Origin of the sequence: Streptomyces sp. 3N207 (genome assembly GCF_052246355.1) — a bacterium.
GTDB lineage: Bacteria > Actinomycetota > Actinomycetes > Streptomycetales > Streptomycetaceae > Streptomyces.
Genome location: NZ_JBQQBV010000020.1, coordinates 56,032 through 74,870 on the forward strand (window position 1 = coordinate 56,032; position 18,839 = coordinate 74,870).

Below are 18,839 nucleotides of genomic sequence, written 5' to 3' on the forward strand. Positions count from 1 at the left end.
AGACGTCCCGTCAGGCAGGGGCATCCCCTCACGCAGCAAATGCCGTGCGGAGCCACCATTCGTACGTCGCGGCGATGCCGTCGCGCAGCGAAATCTCCGGGCGGAAGCCCAGCTTGAACAGCCGGGAGACATCAAGAAGTTTGCGCGGCGTACCGTCTGGACGGCTGGCGTCCCACACGACGCGGCCCTCATAGCCGACAACGTCCCGCACCGTCCCGGCGAGCGCAGCAATCGTCAGATCCTCGCCGCAGCCCACGTTGACCGGCGTCCCCTCGTCGTATCCGCGCAGCAGCAGCAGACAGGCTCGCGCCAGGTCGTCGACGTGCAGGAACTCGCGGCGCGGCGTACCGCTCCCCCACAGCACCACCTCTCCGGCACCGTCCCGCTTCGCCTCGTGGAAGCGGCGGACGAGGGCCGGGAGGACGTGCGAGGTCTCCAGATCGAAGTTGTCGCCGGGGCCGTAGAGATTGGTGGGCATGGCCGAGATGTAGGAGGCGCCGTACTGCTCGCGGTAGGCGCTGATCTGGGTGATGCCCGCGATCTTCGCCAGCGCGTACGGCTCGTTCGTCGGCTCCAAAGCACCGGTGAGCAGGGCGTCTTCGGTGATCGGCTGCGGCGCGTGCTTGGGGTAGATGCAGGACGAGCCCAGAAACAGCAGCCGGGGCACGCCCGCCGCGTGCGCGCCCGCTATGACGCTGAGCTGGATGCGCAGATTGTCCTCCAGGAACGGCACGGGCTGCGTCTTGTTCGCCATGATGCCGCCGACCTTGGCCGCCGCCAGCACCACCGCGTCCGGCCGCGCCTCGCGCAGCCAGCGCTCGGTGCGGTCCGCGTCGCGCAGGTCGAGCGCCGTGCGGTCGCGGGTCAGCACCTGATACCCCTCCGCGGCCAGCCGGCGGACCACGGCCGAGCCCACCAGCCCGCGGTGGCCCGCGACGAAGATCCGGGCATCGGGCGGCAGCAGGGCGCGGTCCGAGGCGGCCATGGCGGGCTCGGTGTGCGGCTTCGGCGTCATGCTGCCGGATTGTGCCAGCAGCCACCCCCGTTCGGGGAGATAGCCGACAAAAAGAACGTAACGAACGGTCCGCCGCGCCGCTCGGCCGCGGCGGACCACCACTCCACCCTCAACCTCCACCAGGACGGCGGCACATGGCCAAGAGCGCACTGATCACCGGCATCACCGGCCAGGACGGGTCGTATCTGACCGAACTCCTGCTCGGGAAGGGCTATACGGTGCACGGCCTGGTACGCCGTTCCTCGTCCTTCAACACCGGCCGTATAGACCACCTGTACGAGGACCCGCACGACGAGGGCCGCTCCCTCGTGCTGCACCACGCCGATCTCGCGGACGGCGTCGCCCTCGTCAACCTGCTGCGTGACCTGCGGCCCGACGAGGTCTACAACCTCGGCGCCCAGTCCCATGTCCGGGTCTCCTTCGACTCCCCCCTCTACACCGGCGACGTGACCGGGATGGGCACCATGCGATTACTGGAGGCGATCCGGGCCAGCGGCATCGACACCCGTATCTACCAGGCGTCGTCCTCCGAGATGTTCGGCGCCGCCCCACCCCCGCAGCACGAGGCGACCCCCTTCCATCCGCGCAGCCCCTACGGCTGCGCGAAGGTCTTCAGCTACTGGGCGACGGTCAACTACCGCGAGGCGTACGACCTGTTCGCGGTGAACGGCATCCTGTTCAACCACGAGTCCCCGCGGCGCGGTGAGACCTTCGTGACCCGCAAGATCACCCGCGCCGTCGCCCGGATCAGGGCCGGACTGCAGCAGCATCTGTACCTGGGCAATCTGGATGCGGTACGCGACTGGGGATACGCGCCCGAATACGTCGAGGCGATGTGGCTGATGCTGCAGGCCGACGAGCCCGACGACTACGTCGTCGCCACCGGAGTCGCGGCGACAGTACGGGAGTTCCTGCACGAAGCCTTCCGGGCCGGCGGGCTGGACTGGCAGGAGCACGTCCGCTTCGACCCCGCGTACGAGCGGCCCACCGAGGTCGACGCACTGATCGGCGACGCGGCGAAAGCGGAGGCCCGGCTGGGCTGGAAACCACGGGTGATGTGGGGAGAGTTGGCCCGGATCATGGTCGAGGCCGACATCTCGCTTCTGGAGGCGGAGCTCTCGGGCGCAGCGGTCCGCATCGATCATGGCTGACGGCCCCAATTGCGTACCCCGCAAGGGGGCTGCGCAGAGAGGGGAGACGCACCCCGTCAGGGGCGCGGGGAACTGCTCCCCTGGGGGCACCGCCCGGCCGGAGGCTGGGGGACTCCGGCCGGGAGGTGCCCCCACCAGCCACAACGAAGCCGTAGCCCGCACGGGCCCTGCAGGGGCAACCCCTCACCGGAACAGCACAGACGCGGCACCAAACAATGGGGGACAGCAAATGAAACGCAGCAAAAGCCGCAAGGCGGCAACCGCGGGAGCGGTCATGGCCCTGGCCGCAACCGCACTGGCGGGCCCCGCCCTCACCGAGCGCGGCGCCCAGCAGGCGCAAGCCCTCACCGCGCCGGTGGCGATGACGGCGGACGACTTAGCGACATGGCAGACGAACGGCGTCGTATGGGCGATGGCGCAGTCCGACGGAGTCGTCTTCGCGGGCGGCACGTTCTCCGCCATCCGCCCGCCCGGCGCTGATCCGGGCACCGGCGAGCGGCAGGCCGTCAACTTCGCGGCGTTCGACGCGGCGACGGGCGCGCCCACCGACTGCCGGCTCAACTTCACGGTGGGCAGCGGCGCGGCCACCGTACGGGCGCTGACGGTCTCCCCGGACGGCAACACCCTCTACGCGGGCGGCAACTTCGCCGCCGTCAACGGCACCCACGTCAGCCGGGTGGCCGCCATCGACATCGCGACGTGCAAGGTGAGGCCGGACTTCAACGTGTCGGTGTCCTCCACCGTGCACGCGCTCGCCGCCACCGACGACACCGTCTATCTGGGCGGGGACTTCACCTCGGTGGAGGGCCAGAGCCGCAGCCGGTTCGCGGCGCTGAGCACCGGCGGAGAGTTGCGGTCCTGGAGGGCGGACGCGGACCTGACGGGGCGCGCCGTGGAGGTCACCCCGGACGGGCGGAGCGTGGTGCTCGGCGGCGACTTCGCCCGCGTGCGCGGTACGGACTCGCACGCGCTGGCCGTCGTCGACTCCGCGTCGGGCGCACTCAAGCGCGCCTACGGCCGCACCTTCGTACCGCGGAACTCCGTGGTCAAGAGCCTGCATGTGGACGAGACCGGCATCTACACCGCGAACGAGGGCACCGGCGGCGGGGTGTTCGACGGGCGGATCGCGCTGGATCTGGACGACTTCTCCCAGCGCTGGCGGGACACCTGCCTGGGCGCCACCCAGGACGTCACCGTCTACCAGGGCGTGCTCTACAGCAGCTCGCACGCGCACAACTGCTCCAGCATGGGCCAGTTCGGCGAGCTGTACGAGCGCCAGCATCTGCTGGCCGAGTCGGTGGACGACCCGACACCGCTGCTGTCGTGGTTCCCCGACACCGACGACGGCCCGGCGAACGTGGAGCAGGTGGGTCCCCGCGCCATGGTGGTCTCCGCCAGCGGCGGCAGGGACTACATGTGGGTGGGCGGCTCGTTCTCCCGGATCGCCAGCAACGGCAACAAGCCGCAGCAGGGTCTGGTGCGCTTCTCCAACGGGCCCGACACCAGGGACCCGACCGTCCCCGAAGGGGTGAACGCGGCCAACGTCATCTCGGGCGTACGGGTGACCTGGCCCGCCAGCACCGACCTGGACGACCGCACGCTCACCTACCGCATCTACCGCAACGGCGCGTCGGAGCCGGTGGGAACAGTCCGGGCCAACTCCACGTTCTGGGACCGGCCCACGGTCAGCTTCACCGACACCACCGTCAAGCCCGGTACGGACTACACCTACCGGATCACCGCCGGTGACGCGGACGACGCCAACACCAGCGCCCGCTCGGAAGGGGCGACGGTACGGACGCCGGGTACGCCGACGGAGACGACGGTGGAGCGGGAGGCGACCGGCGACGCCTATGTGAACGGGTCCTCGGTCACCTCGAACTACGGCACCCACCAGCAGCTGGCCGTGCGCGGCTCGTCCCCGTACGAGACCTATATGCGCTTCAGTGTGCCGTCGCCGCCCAGCGGCATGGTGCTGGACGACGCCAAGCTGACGGTCACCACCAGCGGCGACAGCTATGCGCCGAGTACCGACACGGTCAGCGTCCGCCCGGTCACCGGCTCCTGGTCGGAGTCCGGGGTGACGTATGGCGGGCGGCCCGCCCTGGGTGCGACGGCGCTGGGCTCGCTGGACGGCGCGGCGGAGTCGGATTCGGCCTACGACATCCCGCTCAGCAAGAGCGCCGTCGGCGCCGCGGCCGGTGACAGCCTCGATCTGGCGCTCACCAGCACCGGCAGCGACAGCATGTGGCTGCTGGCGCGCGAGTCCGGGGGCACCGGCCCCAAGCTCACGCTGACCTACCGGAAGCCGTGAGCGTCCGTAAGGCCGCAGCCACGGTGGCCGCCCTCGTGGCGGCCACCCTGGCGCTGACGGCCGGCTGCAGCACAGGTGGGGACAAGCAGAACGGGTCGGAGGAGAGCCACCACGGCGGGCGGCCCGGCGCGAGCGCCCCCGCGTCGCCGGGCAGGGAGCCACCGCCGCCGCGGGACGGCCAGGAGCGGCAGACCGAGGACAAGGCCACACCGAAGGTGCCCCGCGCCCAACTCACCCCCGGCACCGGTTCGTTCACCAAGAAGGAGAAGGAATATCTGGTCGGCCGGGTGCCCGAGGGCCTGGAGCCCGCCACCGTGCTGGAGGCGGGCCGGACCGCCTGCGCGCGGCTGCGGACGACGGCCGAGGCGAGCCGCAAGGACGCGATCAGTGCGCTGAAGGCCGGTGAGATCGACAACGCCGGGCCCGCGGTCGAGCACCTGTGCCCGAAGTTCAAGCCGCTGCTCAAGGCGGCGGGCAAGAAGTGACATCCGAAAGACGTGACACCCCGAAGGGGTGACGCCCGAACCCGGAGAGGACCCTCGTGGAGAAGCTGCCCGTCGTCGTCGCGATACCGACCAAGAACGAGGCCGAGAACATCGAGTCGACCGTACGGTCCGTGATCGGCCACTTCGCGCATGTCGTCGTGGTCGACTCGGACAGTACGGACGACACCCGCGCGCTCGCCAAGGCCGAGGGCGCCGAAGTGCTGCCCTACACCTGGGACGGCGGGTATCCCAAGAAGAAGCAGTGGTGTCTGGAGAACGTCCACCCGGAGATCGACTGGGTCTTCTTCCTCGACGGCGACGAGACACCCAGCCCGGAACTGCTGGCCGAGATACGGCACATCTTCCGCCCGCCGCCCGGCCACACAGTGCGCCCGGCTGCCTTCGACATCCCGCTCGGCTACTGGTTCGCGGGGCGCAGGCTCCGGCACGGGTACACCATCGTCAAGCGGGTGCTGCTGGACCGCACCCGCTGCCGCTTCCCCGAACCGGACGATCTGGCCGCACCCGGGATGGGCGAGCAGGAGGGCCACTACCAGCCACTGGCCGACCCCGTGGTCCGCCTGCACTCCCCCATCGAACACCAGGACCTGGACCCGGTACGCACCTGGTTCGAGCGGCACAACCGCTACTCGGACTGGGAGGCGTGGCTGGAGCAGCACCCGGCCGTACGGGAACAGATCCGGCAGACCAAGACCCGGCAGGGCCGCGTCTTCCACCGGGCCCCGCTCAAGCCGCTGGTGTCCTTCGCCTACGCCTACGGCTGGAAACGGGGCTTCCTCGACGGCCGCGCCGGGCTCGACTATGCGCTGGCGATGAGCTTCTACCGCTGGCAGATCGGGCTCAAGGCACGCGAGGCGTCCTCCGGGCAGCGGGGCCTCGGGAGGGGTCTGCACTGACCCGGTCCCGCAGCACCTTCGCGTATATGTCCCGCAAGGTGTCCACCACCGCATCGAGCGTGAAGCTGTCCTGCGCCAGCCGCCGAGCCGCCTGCGAGGCGGCGGCGTTGGCCGCCGGGTCCAGCAGCTCCAGCACCGCCCGGCCGACCCGGGCCGCGTTCTCCGGGTCGGCCGGCGCGCTGTCCACCAGCCGTCCGGCACCGGCCGCCGCCACGTCCGGCGCCAGTCCGCTGGTCCGGGTGACGACGACGGGCAGCCCCACCGACAGTGCCTCCAGCACGGAGACGGAGAAGGCGTCCTTGATGGACGGCAGGACGTATACGTCGCTGGTACGCAGCCGCTCGACGACGCCCGCGTGGTCGAGCGCCCCGACGTACTCCAGCGCATGCCCGGCCCCCAGCGAACGGGCCAGCGCCAGCATTTCGCCGGCCAGCGCGCCGGTGTCCGGCCCGGCCATGACGAACCGCGCCTCGGGGTGCTTGTCCAGCACCGTCGGTATCGCTCCGACGAAGTCCTGCGGACGCTTGCCCTCCTGTACGCGGGCGCAGTACAGCACGGTGGGCGGGCGGCCCGGCTCCCTGGTGGTGTCCCGCATCGGCTGCGGGGCGACACCGTTGACCAACCGGTACGCCGGGCCCATCGGCTCCGGCGCCACCACCGCCTCGGTCAGCTCACGCTCGCGCGGGGTGAGATGGAGTACGGCGTCGGCCTGCTTCAGCACCCGGCGCAGGCCCAGCACATCCACGGCGCGCGCCACCCGCTTCTCGGTCGGGTCGATCATGCCGTGCGTCTGCAGCACGAGAGGGCGGCCCATCCGGGCGGCCAGCAGCGCGACGGGGAGGGTGACCAGATCCCGCATGAGATGGACGTGCACGACGTCCGCGGAGCGCAGCATCCGGGGGGCCGCGGCGAGCAGGGCGGCGGAGGTGATGCCGCTGACCTCGAAACGCGGCAGCACATGGCGGGCCTGGAAGAGGCGGGCCGGAACGCCGTCCACCATGCGCGGGAACGCCGTCCCTTCGGGGAAGCCGTCCCCCAGGGCCACCACGACCGCCTGGTCGCCCTTCGCCCGTAATCCCCGGCACAGGTTGAGCGCGACCCTCGTGGGCCCGCCGAAGTCGTGGGTGGGCGTGTGCAGCGTAACGATGTGCAGCGCCTTCAATTGTGCCCCCTCAGTTGATACTTGTGGAGACATTAGCTGTTTTTTCCGTCTCTGCCCCATCCTTTCCCCTTTCTGGCGCAGAAGGGACGTGCGCCCCGAAGGGGCGCGGGGAACTGCGCGCCCAGCCACAACGCACCAGCAGCCCGCGACGGAGAAGAAGGGGCACCCCCTCCCCGAAGCAAGGCAGGGCAGGGCATGAACACGGCCACCGAACCGACAACGGCGGCGTTCCGGGGCTCCGCCCCGAGGGCCGTGCTGTCGCGGGCGCTGGCGATTCCGCTGGTGGCGGCCCTCGTGGCCGTGCTGCCCGCGACGGTCGCAACACAGCCAGGGCCGGGTCCACACGACGCCGCGTACTGGCTCCAGTTGGCGACCTGCGCATACGCGGGCACCCGCCTGGCCGCCATGGTCCTGACCCCGCACCGCCGCCTCATCCAGGGCGCGTTCTGGCTGTTCTGCTACATCGCGATGGGCATCGCACCCCTGGCGCAGACGGTGCTGGACAGCACACCGACGCCGGTGGTCGGCCCGCGGTCCGACACCGTGCTGGCCTCGGCGCTGGTCCTGGCGGGCATCGTCGCGTTCGACGTGGGAGCGCTGCTGGCCCGCCACCGGCCGCCGCTGCGCAGCCGGATGCACGAGCGTCACCGGCCCACGGCGGCCGTGCACCCGCGGCGGCTGTATGTGCTGTGCATCCTGGCGCTGGCGGGCAGCGGGCTGCTGGCGGCCGAACTGGGCGGCCCCGGGGTCTTCTTCAGCAACCGGCAGGAGATCAGCGAGTCGATCGAGGGCGCGGCGGGTGCGGCAGGCGCGGAGGCGGCCTCGCAGGCGGGCTCCGCGTTCCTGCGCGGGTTCGGCACCGTTCCCGCGCTGCTGGCCCTGCTGTTCCTCACCCGCTGGCTGGTGGTCTCCCGGGCGGCGCGGCGCAGGCCGCTGGTTCCGGTGCTGTGGCTGGCGATGCTCGCGCTCAACGTCGTCGTCAACAACCCGGTCTCCAACCCCCGGTACTGGTTCTTGACGGTGCTGTTCTCGCTGCTGTTCACCGCGTTCCCGCGCAGCCCGGTGATGTACCGGGCCGCGCTGGCGACAGGGGTGGCGGTGGCGCTCGTGGTGTTCCCGTTCGCGGACCGGTTCCGCTACGAGGAAGGCACCGACCGGCCCCAGCAGTCGACGGGCTCGATCCTGGAACCGCTGACGATGAAGGACTACGACCAGACGGGCATGCTCGCCAACACGGTCACGTTCGTCGGCTCCGGCGAGGGTCACAGCTACGGGCGTCAACTGGCGGGCACCGCCCTGTTCTTCGTGCCACGGTCGGTGTGGACCGGTAAGCCGCACGACCCGGGCACCCGGGTGGGCGAGTGGATGGGCATGCCGTATCCGAACCTCTCCTCCCCGCTGTGGGCGGAGTTGTGGCTGGACTTCGGGCCGCTGGGCATGGCGCTGGGCTTCGCCGCCGTCGGCTACGGTGCAGCGCGCGCGGACCGGCGCTATGCGCGCCATGCGCGGCGTACGGCGCAGGAGTCCTCCGCGGGCCCTGGCAGCGTCGCCGCTGTGGCGGTGCCGCTCGTCGCCGGTTACAGCTTCATCCTGCTGCGGGGTTCTTTGCTCCAGGGCATGGGGCGGGTGGCGATCGCGGTGCTGTGCGTGGGGTTTGTCACGACGTTTCGGCGGGGCCGCCCGGACCGGCGTTAGGGGGTGCCCCTGTTTGTCCGTCGCGGACTGCGGGTGCGTTGTGGTTGCTCGCGCAGTTCCCCGCGCCCCTTACGGGGCGCAGCCCCTCATGCGGGGCACCCAACAGCCGGGCCGCGCGGAGCCAGCTCGCGGCGCCCTTCGCCGCCGAGCCCACGCAGAGCCCCCAGGCCGCGCCGAGCACCCCGCCCAGCGCGTAGCCGCCCAGCAGGCAGCCGACGGATACGAGGGAGAAGACGAGCTGGATCGGCAGCGTCGTCCGCGGGCGCAGCACGCGCAGGGTCAGCAGCGCGCAGGTGCCCAGCGCCATCGCCGCGTACTGGCTGCCGGTGGCGGGCAGCAAGCGGGCGGCCGACGCCCAGGTGTCGCCGAGCAGCGCCCGCCCGTAACCGTCAAGGAGCAGCAGCAGAACGGTGGTCCACGCCGCGGCCATCCCGGCCAGCACTCCCCCGGCGGCGCCCGCCGCACGGGCAGCACGGCGCGGGTCCCCGACGCGGTTGAGAAGCGGAGGCCCGAACCCGGTGGCCGCGTTGAACAGCACGTTCATCGGCCCGTAGAGAGTGGTGGCTCCGCGCAACGCGCCCACCGCCAGCGGGTTGGCGATCAGTCCCAGCCCGATGATGGCCAGTTGGCTGCCCGCGTTGCCGACGCCGAACTCGACAGCGAACCGGCGGCCCAGATGGTCCCGGCGCAGATAGCGGGCCGGATCCTGGCCCGCACCCCGGGTATGCCGGCGCAGCAGCCACAGCGCCACCGCGAGCGCAGGCAGCGCGGACAGGCCCCAGGCCAGCAGGAGCCTGGGCGCACCGGCACCGGGCGGCTGCAAGGCCAGCGCGGGCAGTACGGCGGCCAGCCGTAACGCGTCCGCCGTCAGGGCGTGGTGGGGCCGCTGAAGGGTGGAGAAGGCGTAGCGGGTGGTCTCCTGCGTCAGCGCGAGCGGCAGCACCAGCGCGAGGGCCGCCAGCGCTGCGGCCGTTGTTCCGCCGGCCGCCCACAGCACGAGGGCGGTGGGCGCGCCCAGCGCGGTCGTCGCCAGTGCGGTGAACACCACCGCGGAACGGCACGCCCTCGCGACGGTTCGCCCTTCACCCGGCTCGTCCTTCTCCAGGACGAGGGCCTGGCCGACGTAGGCCACGGTGAGGCCGAGCAGGACGGTGAAGACCGTGTAGACGAGGGAGAACGTGGCAAACGCGTGCACGTCCGACCGCCGTGCGGCGACGATCAGTACGGCGATGTTCGTCCCCGCGGATACGCCTTGATCGGCGACGGAACATATGAGGGCCGTACGGGGTCTTGGCCGCCGTGGCATGGACTCCCTCCCGTGTTCTGGCAGGGGGTGCCCCTGCCCCTCGCTCATCGGCTGCGTGCGCTGCACTGTGCTCAGCGGACCATGACGCGCAGGGCGTCGCCCTCTTGCACGGGGGCTCCGCGGTCGGGTGGGGCCGGAGGGCCGGCGGACGCGGCACGCCGCTTGGGCTCACTACCGGCGCCCTCCGCATGGAGAAGGGCACCGAGCACGCAACCACCCGCGCCGACGACCAACTCCCGTACGCGGGCCAGGTCGTCCCGCCGTACCTCCCGCGGATCGCAGACGATCAGCACGCAGTCGACCCGGTCGATCAGCGCTATCGCGTCGGCGTACGACAGCACGGCGGGCGCGAGCACCAGGAGCACCGAGTTGTGCTCGTCGGCATGCCCGATCAGCTGGGTGACGGCCGACGAGGTGAGCGCGCGCGGCACCTTGCTGACCCGGTGGCCGGGCACGAGGTCGAAGACGCCGGACTCGCCCGCGTCGATGGGGACGCGGTGCCCGGCGGGCCAGCCGATGGTGCCGTGACCGGGTGCGCGGGCCCACCCGGGCTGGACTCCGTCGGCCTGCCGGAGCCGCTCGGTGAGGGAGGGGGTGCGCAGATCGGCCTCCAGCAGCAGCACTTCCTTGCCCATCTCGGCGAAGGACGCCGACAGGTTGACGGAGGCGGCCAGCGCCGTGCCGATGCTGCCGCGCGGCGGTACGACCAGGACGCGGCGGCGCCGCGCGAACGTCTCGTCGTAGGCGAGCCGGAAGGCGACCGAGCGGTACTCCTCGGCGAGCCGGCCACCGGCGAGCAGCGAGTGCCGTTCGGCACGCTTCCCGCTGCCGCGCCGCCCACGCGGCAGCGTGCCCAGCACGGGCGCGTGCAGGGCGCGTACGACATCTCCGGGAGTGCGGACGGCGGGGTCGAAGACCAGCCGTACCCAGGCGGCGAGCAGACCGAGACCGACGCCGACGGCCGCGCCGAGGCCGAGCATCAGCGGCAGCCCTGGCCCGGCGGGAGCGCCGGGCGGAGTGGCCTTGGTGACGACGCGGCCCGGGGTGGTGTCCTCGGCACGCAGGTCGCTGATGCTGCCGTTGATCTCGGCGATGCGGTTGACGACGGAGGAGTGCGCCGAGAGCGTGCCGTCGAGGGCGCCTTCCCTGCCGGACGAGGCGATCTCCTCGGCGAGCCGGTCGCGCTCCTTGAGGAGCGGGGCGCGCTGCTTCTCGTAGGACTCGACCATGCTTGTGACGCGGCTGGTGGCGTCCTTCTCGCGGTTGTCGAGATAGGCCGTGGCGAAAGCGTTGGCGCTGCGCGCTGCGGTCCTGGGACTGTGCGCGGTGTAGGCGAAGCGCAGCATCCGGGTCTCGGGCGGGTTGGTGACCTGGAGGTCGGCCGCGAGCCGCTGGGCGCCGGTGCCGGTGCCCATGTGCAGTGTGCGCGCGGCGCGTTCGGCGACGACGCTGCTGAGGGCGGTGCGCCGCTCGGAGCCCATGCTGGTCTCGCCGGGGGCCGTCTTCTCGCCGCTGCTGTCGATGGGCAGCGGGCGGACGGTGATCTCGGTGGTGGCGGTGTAGGAGTCGGCACCGCGTACGCCGAGCCAGCAGCCGCCGAGGACGCCCAGCACGAGGCCGAGCGCTATCAGCCAGCGGTAGCGCAGCAGTTGGCGGAACTGGTCGCGGAGCAGATCGGGTTCGTCGTCGGCGGGGGCGGGACCGCCCGGGGCACGCCCGGCCCCGGCGGGTGGTGCCCCGCGCTCGCTCACGCCGCGCCGCCCTGCTGCCGTGCCGCACCTGGGGCCGCGCCGGGCCGGGTGTCGCGCCGGGGACGGGGCCGTGCTCGGGGTCCGGTCCGATGGCGCCCGGGGGCGGGGGGCAGCGTGAGGGCTTCCTCCAGCAGCGCCGTCAACCGGGCCAGTGCTGCCGTACGGCCGAGGTGCCCGGTGGCATAGGCGCGGCCCGCGGCACCGAGCGAGGCGGCAGCGGCGGGCTCGGCGGCGAGGGTGCGGAGGGCGGCGGCGAGCGCCGCGAGTTCCTCCGGCGGTACCAGCACTCCGGCGCCGGAGCGGCGCACTTCCCCCGCGGTGCCGCCGCCCGCGGCGACGGAAGCGATGACGGGGCGGCCCGCGGCGAAGTAGGAGGTGAGCTTGGAGGGGACGCTCATGTCGAGCACGGAGGCGCGCTGGGTGACGGCCAGTATGTCGGCGGCGGCCAGCACATCGGGGAAGTCGGCCTCGGCGGCGGGCGGCAGCAGTTCGACGCCGAGCAGGGGTGCCGCCAGCTGAGCGAGGTGCTGCCGCTGGTTGCCGTCGCCCATCAGGACGATGCGTAACCGTTTCCCTGGCAGCGGTCCCTCCTGGAGCAGCCGGGCGGTCCCGATCAGCACTTCCAGGCCCTGTTTCAGGCCCATGTTGCCGGAGTGGAGCACGATCGTCTCGTCCCGCCGCCAGCCGAGCCGGGCCCGGGTCTCCTCCCGGGGCCGGGAAGGGGCGGCGATATGCGTCCAGTTGGGGACGGTACGGATGCGGGAGGCGGGGACGCCCATGGCGGCGACGCGGTCGGTGAAGCTCTCGTGGATGACGCCGACGAGCGTGGCCGCCGCCAGCACCCGGCGCTCGACGGAACCGGCGAGCGCGGCTGCCCGGTCGCCGCCCCGGATGCCGCTCTGCGCCGCCGCCGCGCCCATCAGGTCCTGCACGACGGGCACGAACGGCACCCCGGCAGCACGGGCCAGCCGCGCGCCGAGCACCCCGCCTGCGAGGCTGGGCAGTTGGGCGACGACTGCGTCGGGCCGCCCGCCCAGGCGGGGCGGAGCCAGCAGCCCGTGGCCGAGGACGGACGCCTCGTACAGCGCCCGGCGCCCGGCGGTCTGCCGGGGCGGCACGGTGTGTCTGCGCCGGTGCACCCGCACTCCGGCCCGCTCTTCGGTCGCCCGCCAGATGCCCCGGTAGGCCGGGTCCGTACGCCAGGCGGGGTAGTGCGGCATACCGGCCAGCACGTGGACGTCCCACCCGGGCTGTGCTGCCCAGTGCTCGGCGAGCTGCGCGGCATAGGGGCCTATGCCGGCCTGCTCGGGTGCGTAGTTGGTCGATACGAGCAGCACGCGGCGCCCGGGCGCCCCCGTGCGCCGTTGTCCGGGCACTGTGCCATTTCGGTGCACGGTGTCGTTTCCGGGCACAGCATCGCTGTTCACCATAGATCCCCCCAGGATTCCCCGTGTGCAGCGTAGCGCCTGTCGTACACGCTTTCGCCAACCTGTCCCAGTTTCTTGCGGGTTGTGGTTGCATGCAGCGATGTACGGCGGCCGGGGAGGGCCGCCGCACATCCAACGGCACTCGCCCTGGGGGGATTTCGCATGACTCACACCGTCGGCTACGCGCCCGGTGCCTACGACCTATTCCACATCGGCCATCTGAATCTGCTGCGGCACGCCCGCTCCCGGTGCGACTACCTGGTCGCGGGCGTCGTCTCGGACGAGATGGCCGAGCGCGCCAAGGGCCGCCCGCCCGTGATACCGCTCGTCGAACGGCTGCAGATCGTCCGCAGCATCCGCTTCGTGGACGCCGCGTTCGTGGAGACGGTGCCCGACAAACTGGAGACGTGGCAGCAGGTCAGGTTCGATGTGCTGTTCAAGGGGGACGACTGGCGCGGTACGCCCAAGGGCGAGAAGCTGGAGGCGGATTTCCGCACCGTCGGCGTAGCGGTCGTCTACTTCCCGTACACCATGCATACGTCCAGCACTCAGCTGCGGCGCGCACTGGACGCGCTCGCCGCGCCCGCGGGCCCGCCGGAGTCGGTCACTTCGGAGGTGGCGCGGACAGTTCCCGGAACCATTTGACGGCGAACGCCACGAGGAACAGCGCGTAGCAGCCGAACAGGGCGGCGTACCCGACCCGGAACAGCCCCGGGGCGCCGAGCAGCAGGAAGACGGCGCAGAAGACTCCGTAGTCGACGGGCAGCAGCGCGAGGGCCCGCAGCGGCGACGGGCGGGAGGGGGCGCCCCCGCCGGGCTGCCGGGGCCGGAGCTTATCGGTGAGCAGACCGCCGAAGAAGATCAGCACCGCCACGAGCTGGAAGCCCAGCGGCAGCAGCAGCCAGCCCTCGCCGGGCAGCTCGGCGAAGCGGTGGAAGGAGATCAGCACGGCCGAGTGCAGCCCGGTGATCTTGGCGCAGTCCACGACGTGGTCCAGCCACTCCCCCGCCGGGCTGCCACCGCCCCGCAGCCGCGCCAGCTGCCCGTCGGCGGAGTCCAGCGCGAAACCGACGACGAGCACGGCGTAGACGCACAGCCCCAGCGTCCACGACGGCCGTACCAGCGCAACGGCCGCCACCCCCGCGAAGCTGCACACCGCGCTGGCCAGCGTCACCTGGTTCGGGCTGAGCCCGGCCCGGTGCGCTGCGGCGGCGAAGAGGCGGCCGAGCGGCCGGTTGACGTACCGCGAGTAGAGCGAGACCCCCTTGGCCGTCTTCTGCGCCGCCCGTAACCGCCGCAGCGCCTCACTGAACGCCGCGGGTTCCGTGACCGGTTCCGTGGCCGGTTCCGTGGCCGGTTCCGTGGTCCGAGCCATGAGCCCCCCTGAGCCCCTTGATCGCACTGCCGCGATCGTCCTGCCGCGCATACTGTGCCAGGCAGCACGCGGTGCGCCAGACCGCGCAGGGTAGGGTGCGTTCGCCGACAGCACCGGGAGGGTGGGAACAGGTGAAGGGGTTGAGGGCTGGCAAGCCCCCGCGCATACCGTTGGCAGCGGCCGTGACAGCCGGGGCGCTGCTCGTCTCGCTCACGGGCTGTGTGACCGTGCACGGCGAGAGCGCCGTGGTCCCCGCGTTGAGCAAGGCGGAGGCGGCGAAGGTCCTCACTTCCTTCGTCGCGAAGAACAACCGGGCCAACACCGCCTACGACGCCCGGCTCAACGCCACCATCGAGTCGGGCGCGCTCGGCGCCATCGACCAGGCGGGGCTCAAGTCCCGCAAAGAGATCGACCCCAAGGGCAACCCCGACTACAAGCCGCTGAAGCTGTCCGACACCCGCTATCTGATCCCCGAGCAGGCGGGCTGGCCGAAGTTCTTCGTCACCGACTCCCGCAGCAACCGCAAGGGGCAGGGCCGCTGGCTGTTCGTCTTCCAGCGGGACCGGGCCGACGGGCCGTGGAAGGCGTCGTACCTGGCAGTTGTCGGCCCCGACGAGATGCCCCGGTTCACCCGCGACGAGCAGGGCCATGTGAAGGCTGTGCCGGTGGGCGGCGCCTCGGGGCTGACCGTGGCGCCGGACCGGCTGAGCGAGCGCTACACCCGCTATCTCCAGGAGGGCTCGGGCACCGACTTCGCCCCGGGGCCGCATACGAGTGAGCTGCGCGAGAAGCGCGAGAAGGCGCTGAAGCGCACCAGCGTGCGCAACGAGTTCGCGGACCAGACGGCGCAGCCGCCGCAGTTCGCACCGTTCGGGCTGCGCACCAAGGACGGCGGGGCGCTGGTGTTCTTCACCTCGCACCACCACCACAAGCAGACGCTGCCGCGCGGCTACAAGCCCCAGATCAAGGACCCGCTCGTCAAGGCGCTGATGTCGGGCAGCCCGAAGCAGTCGGTGACCTTCGAGCGCGTCTCCGAACAGGCCGTCACCGTTCCGGGCAAGCGCAAGCAGGGCAAGGTCACCTTCCTGAGCCGCATCGAGGGCCTCACGGCGGCACGCGGCAGCTGACGAGGCCCGTCCTTCATAGCTGACGGGCCCGCCCCTTCGCGGGGAGGGCCTCGTCGGCAGGGCCTGTCAGCGCACCGGCCAGGGTGCGGGTTCGTCCAGACCCTCCACCGTCACGGCGTACTCCGCGCAGGCATCGGTGAGGGTTTCCAGCAGGGTAAGGGGTTCGGGGAGGAGGCTTCCCGGGCGCGGGAGGCGCAGCCAGCGGACTCCCTCGGCGGAGTCGGACAGCCGCGAAGGGGGCAGCAGCACATAGCTGCCCCGGCAGTGCCAGCGCAGGCCGGGGTGCTCCTCCATCGTCTCGGGATGGCTGTCCAACTCACAGGGCCACCACTCGTCCTCGTCCTCGGGCGTGCCCCGGGTCTTGGTGAAGAAGAGCATCCGGTCCCCGCCCAGCAGCGCGACGGGTCCCAGCGCCGGCTCGGCGCCGGGCTCGGCGGCAGCCTCCTGCTCCTCCAGCCTGGCCAGCGCCGCATACCCCGCCTCGGCGGGCACGTCCAGCACATCGTGGGCGCGGCCGGTGGCGGTGATGAAGTTGGCGTCCGGCTCGGCCCGCAGCCAGCGCTCGATCTGGGCGCGCTCGGTGGTGGCCTGGGTCTGCCAGGCGAAGGAGACGGGGTGCCTGCCGGGGGTGGGGCAGCCGATCCGTACGCAGGAGCAGCCGTACCCCGACGGATGAGCGGCGGGGGCCAGCGGGAACCCGGCCTCGGCAGCCGTGAGCAGGAGAGTTTCGCGGTCCCGGGCCGCTTCCGCGGCCTCGGCGGCCGGCTGGCCGCCGCGTCCGCCCCAGCGCCGTCCCCCGGAGCCACGGGCCGAGGCCGACCGCACCTCGGACCCCGTACCGGGCCGTGCGGCCTCAGGGCCCTGTGCGCGCTCGGCGGCGCGCTCGGCCCGACGGCGCAGCCATTGGGCGATCCTGCTCTCGCGTTCCATCTACCGCCTCACTCCGCGACCGAGAACCATGAACTCCGAGGGTACGCAGCCCTGCGGCGCGCTGAGGGGGAATCCACGGATCACGGATGTCTCTCCTCTATCCTGCGCTCCCCCTTGGGCGGTCCGGTACGCGGGGTCGGGTGCGTCACTCCTGAGGGCCACCCGGCCGGACGTCCCGCCCGGCGCATCGCCCCACTCGCACCTAGCTTGGGGCTATGGTCACAAAGGCGGTTTTTGTACCGATGGCCCCGATGATCGCCCTGACCCTCGCCACGGCCCCGACCACACCGGCCACACCGGCGACATCGGCGACATCGGCGGGTGCGGCCAGCCGCGCCGGTCCGGCGTTCGCCGAACCGGGGGCACCACCCGGCCGAAGACCGGGGGAGGCTTCTCGCGAGGGCGTACCCCAAGGCGCCCGGCTTTCCGGCACCACCTTCACCGCGCACCGGGGCGGCTCCATGGAGGTCCCGGAGAACAGCATGCAGGGGCTGAGGGCGACTCAGCGGCGCGGATACGCCCGCGTCCTGGACGCCGACATCCGCCGACTGCGCGACGGCACGCTGGTGGCGATACACGACGCGACGCTCGACCGCACCACGAACAAGCACGGCCCGGTCGACGCGCTGGACTGGAAGGCGTGGCAGAAGGTGCGGCTCACCCCCAAGCGCAGTTTGCCGGGACAGTGGCGGCGCGAGCGGCCCCCGGCCGCCCGGGAGATCCTAGACCGCTTCGGCGGCCACACCCTGCTGATGCTGGAGCTGAAGGACCCGGCGGGGCTGTCCCGGCTGACCCGGCTCATCCGGGACCGGCATCTGGCCCGCTCCGTCCTGGTGGAGTCCAACGATCCGAAGGTGGCGGCCAGAGCCCACAAGCGGGGCCTGCTGACCGCCGTGTGGCGCTCGGCACACCAACTGGCCGACGACCAGCCGAAGCGGTGGAAGAAGTACGTGACGATGCTCAGCGTCGACCACCGGACGGCCAAGCAGCACATCCGCAAGGCCGTACATTCGGGCATCACCTATGTGTGGTCACACACCGTCAACACCCGCGCGACCCGCGACCGGATGCTGAAGCTGGGCTGCGACGGCATCGTCACCGACCGGCCGGGCAGCCTGGCGTTCACGGGCGTCCTGCCGTAGGCCGGCGGCAGTACTCCTGGGACGACCGGCGCCGCCCGGCTCAGTGCGTGCCGCCGCGGGGAGCGAGGGCGCGCAGCACCAGCTCAACCAGCCGGTCGGTGAACTCGTAGGTCAGCGACCCCGAACGGTTGAGCCAGCGCTGCTGGAAGGGGCCGAGCAGCAGCTCGACGGCGAGGTTCAGATCCACGTCCGGGTCGATCTGCCCGGCTTCCTGCCCGGCACGCAGCCGCTCCTCGTACACCTTGAGGCCCGGCTCGTTGAGACGGGTGACGAACTGTTCCGCCAGCGCGGCGTCGGCGGCTGCGGCGACGGCCAGCGCACGGTAGGGCGCCTCGAACGCGGCGTCGGAGAACTCGTCGGCGGTGGCCCGCAGCACTGCCTTCAGATCGGCCTCGATGTCACCGGTGTCGGGAAGACCGGCGTCGTAACCCTCGTCGTGGACGACCTCCGTGCAGGCGTCGAGCAGCACCGCTGCCTTGGAGGGCCACCAGCGGTAGATCGTCTGCTTGCCGACCCCGGCCCGGGCGGCGATCGCCTCGATGGTCAGCTTCGGATAACCGACCTCGCCGACCAGTTCCATGCTGGCCTGCAGGATCGCCTTACGGGAGCGCTCGCTGCGGCGCGAGACATCGGGGCTCTTCGCGGTCGTGGGTGACATGGCACAAATCTAGCAGCGGAGTGAGACGAGACGAACCGTCTTGACAAGACGATACGTCTCGCCGCACTCTTGAGAGGCCGCGGCGAGACGGTACGTCTCGATCCGCAGCTCCGCGTATTACGGCAAACAGGACCGGCAGCAAGACCGGCAACAGGTCCGGCAGCAACAGAAGAGGAGACGTTCATGAGCAAAGGACGCGGCGGAAAAATGCTCGGCGTCGGCGGCACCCGCGCACACCTGTCCCGCAAGCAGCTGCGGGGCACCGGCGGAAGCGGCGGACACGGACCGGGCGGCGGCACCGACCCGCTCGCCCAGAAGCGCGAACTGCTCCGCAGGCTGCGGGAGTCACGCGATTAGGACGGACGGCTCCGGTGCGGTACCCCG

17 protein-coding genes are annotated in these 18,839 nt (G+C 71.8%); 9 read left to right on the forward strand and 8 right to left on the reverse strand.

What is annotated here, in order from left to right; translation table 11 throughout:
• Positions 1-28: 28 nt before the first annotated feature.
• Entirely contained in the window at positions 29-1,015 is a 987-nt protein-coding gene (locus tag ACTWP9_RS27120; protein ID WP_443248903.1) for a GDP-L-fucose synthase family protein, read from the reverse strand.
• A gap of 134 nt (positions 1,016-1,149) precedes the next feature.
• On the opposite strand from ACTWP9_RS27120, the gene gmd reads away from it, so the two are divergent.
• The 4 genes from gmd to ACTWP9_RS27140 all read left to right on the forward strand — a co-directional run bounded on the left by gmd (position 1,150) and on the right by ACTWP9_RS27140 (position 5,882).
• Entirely contained in the window at positions 1,150-2,166 is a 1,017-nt protein-coding gene (gene gmd / locus ACTWP9_RS27125; RefSeq protein WP_443248904.1) for a GDP-mannose 4,6-dehydratase, read from the forward strand.
• 229 nt (positions 2,167-2,395) lie between these two features.
• Positions 2,396-4,480, forward strand: coding sequence for a CBM96 family carbohydrate-binding protein (locus tag ACTWP9_RS27130; protein ID WP_443248905.1), 2,085 nt, complete (start codon positions 2,396-2,398; stop codon positions 4,478-4,480).
• Positions 4,477-4,965 carry a hypothetical protein gene (locus ACTWP9_RS27135; RefSeq protein ID WP_443248906.1) on the forward strand — a complete coding sequence of 163 codons (489 nt, stop codon included), beginning with the start codon at positions 4,477-4,479 and terminating at the stop codon, positions 4,963-4,965. The genes ACTWP9_RS27130 and ACTWP9_RS27135 overlap by 4 nt, the downstream gene beginning before the upstream one ends.
• Before the next feature lie 56 nt (positions 4,966-5,021).
• Positions 5,022-5,882: a glycosyltransferase family 2 protein gene (locus ACTWP9_RS27140; protein WP_443248907.1), complete on the forward strand. Its 861-nt coding sequence runs from the start codon at positions 5,022-5,024 to the stop codon at positions 5,880-5,882.
• Here ACTWP9_RS27140 and ACTWP9_RS27145 read toward each other — a convergent pair.
• Positions 5,827-7,044: a glycosyltransferase gene (locus tag ACTWP9_RS27145; RefSeq protein WP_443248908.1), complete on the reverse strand. Its 1,218-nt coding sequence runs from the start codon at positions 7,042-7,044 to the stop codon at positions 5,827-5,829. The genes ACTWP9_RS27140 and ACTWP9_RS27145 overlap by 56 nt on opposite strands.
• 195 nt (positions 7,045-7,239) lie before the next feature.
• Here ACTWP9_RS27145 and ACTWP9_RS27150 point away from each other — a divergent pair, with 195 nt between their 5' ends.
• Positions 7,240-8,739, forward strand: a complete 1,500-nt coding sequence (locus ACTWP9_RS27150) for a hypothetical protein (protein ID WP_443248909.1) — start codon at positions 7,240-7,242, stop codon at positions 8,737-8,739.
• On the opposite strand, the gene ACTWP9_RS27155 is transcribed toward ACTWP9_RS27150, so the two are convergent.
• The 3 genes from ACTWP9_RS27155 to ACTWP9_RS27165 form a co-directional block, all read right to left on the reverse strand.
• The gene (locus ACTWP9_RS27155; protein WP_443248910.1) at positions 8,702-10,045 is read right to left on the reverse strand and encodes a hypothetical protein; all 1,344 of its coding nucleotides are present in this window, start codon (positions 10,043-10,045) and stop codon (positions 8,702-8,704) included. The two genes, ACTWP9_RS27150 and ACTWP9_RS27155, sit on opposite strands and share 38 nt — an antisense overlap.
• A gap of 71 nt (positions 10,046-10,116) precedes the next feature.
• Positions 10,117-11,796 (reverse strand): lipopolysaccharide biosynthesis protein, encoded by a 1,680-nt coding sequence (locus ACTWP9_RS27160; RefSeq protein WP_443248911.1) that lies wholly within the window; start codon positions 11,794-11,796, stop codon positions 10,117-10,119.
• Positions 11,793-13,226 (reverse strand): glycosyltransferase family 4 protein, encoded by a 1,434-nt coding sequence (locus ACTWP9_RS27165; RefSeq protein ID WP_443248912.1) that lies wholly within the window; start codon positions 13,224-13,226, stop codon positions 11,793-11,795. Before ACTWP9_RS27165 ends, ACTWP9_RS27160 begins: the two co-directional genes overlap by 4 nt.
• A 159-nt stretch (positions 13,227-13,385) precedes the next feature.
• Here ACTWP9_RS27165 and ACTWP9_RS27170 point away from each other — a divergent pair, with 159 nt between their 5' ends.
• Entirely contained in the window at positions 13,386-13,868 is a 483-nt protein-coding gene (locus ACTWP9_RS27170; protein WP_443248913.1) for an adenylyltransferase/cytidyltransferase family protein, read from the forward strand.
• On the opposite strand, the gene ACTWP9_RS27175 is transcribed toward ACTWP9_RS27170, so the two are convergent.
• Positions 13,828-14,598 (reverse strand): CDP-alcohol phosphatidyltransferase family protein, encoded by a 771-nt coding sequence (locus ACTWP9_RS27175; RefSeq protein ID WP_443248914.1) that lies wholly within the window; start codon positions 14,596-14,598, stop codon positions 13,828-13,830. The two genes, ACTWP9_RS27170 and ACTWP9_RS27175, sit on opposite strands and share 41 nt — an antisense overlap.
• A gap of 182 nt (positions 14,599-14,780) precedes the next feature.
• Here ACTWP9_RS27175 and ACTWP9_RS27180 point away from each other — a divergent pair, with 182 nt between their 5' ends.
• On the forward strand, positions 14,781-15,725 hold the full coding sequence (locus ACTWP9_RS27180) for a hypothetical protein (RefSeq protein ID WP_443248915.1): 945 nt from the start codon (positions 14,781-14,783) through the stop codon (positions 15,723-15,725).
• Between the two features lie 66 nt (positions 15,726-15,791).
• Here ACTWP9_RS27180 and ACTWP9_RS27185 read toward each other — a convergent pair whose 3' ends face one another.
• Complete coding sequence (locus tag ACTWP9_RS27185) at positions 15,792-16,655, reverse strand: bifunctional DNA primase/polymerase (protein ID WP_443248916.1); 864 nt, start codon at positions 16,653-16,655, stop codon at positions 15,792-15,794.
• Positions 16,656-16,906: 251 nt separating this feature from the next.
• Between ACTWP9_RS27185 and ACTWP9_RS27190 the strand changes: the two genes are divergently transcribed.
• Entirely contained in the window at positions 16,907-17,797 is an 891-nt protein-coding gene (locus tag ACTWP9_RS27190; RefSeq protein ID WP_443248917.1) for a glycerophosphodiester phosphodiesterase, read from the forward strand.
• A 40-nt stretch (positions 17,798-17,837) separates the two neighbouring features.
• Here ACTWP9_RS27190 and ACTWP9_RS27195 read toward each other — a convergent pair whose 3' ends face one another.
• A complete protein-coding gene (locus tag ACTWP9_RS27195; protein ID WP_443248918.1) occupies positions 17,838-18,455 on the reverse strand; it encodes a TetR/AcrR family transcriptional regulator in 618 nt (205 codons plus the stop codon).
• Positions 18,456-18,638: 183 nt separating this feature from the next.
• On the opposite strand from ACTWP9_RS27195, the gene ACTWP9_RS27200 reads away from it, so the two are divergent.
• The gene (locus tag ACTWP9_RS27200) at positions 18,639-18,812 is read left to right on the forward strand and encodes a DUF6243 family protein (protein WP_443248919.1); all 174 of its coding nucleotides are present in this window, start codon (positions 18,639-18,641) and stop codon (positions 18,810-18,812) included.
• Positions 18,813-18,839: the final 27 nt, after the last annotated feature.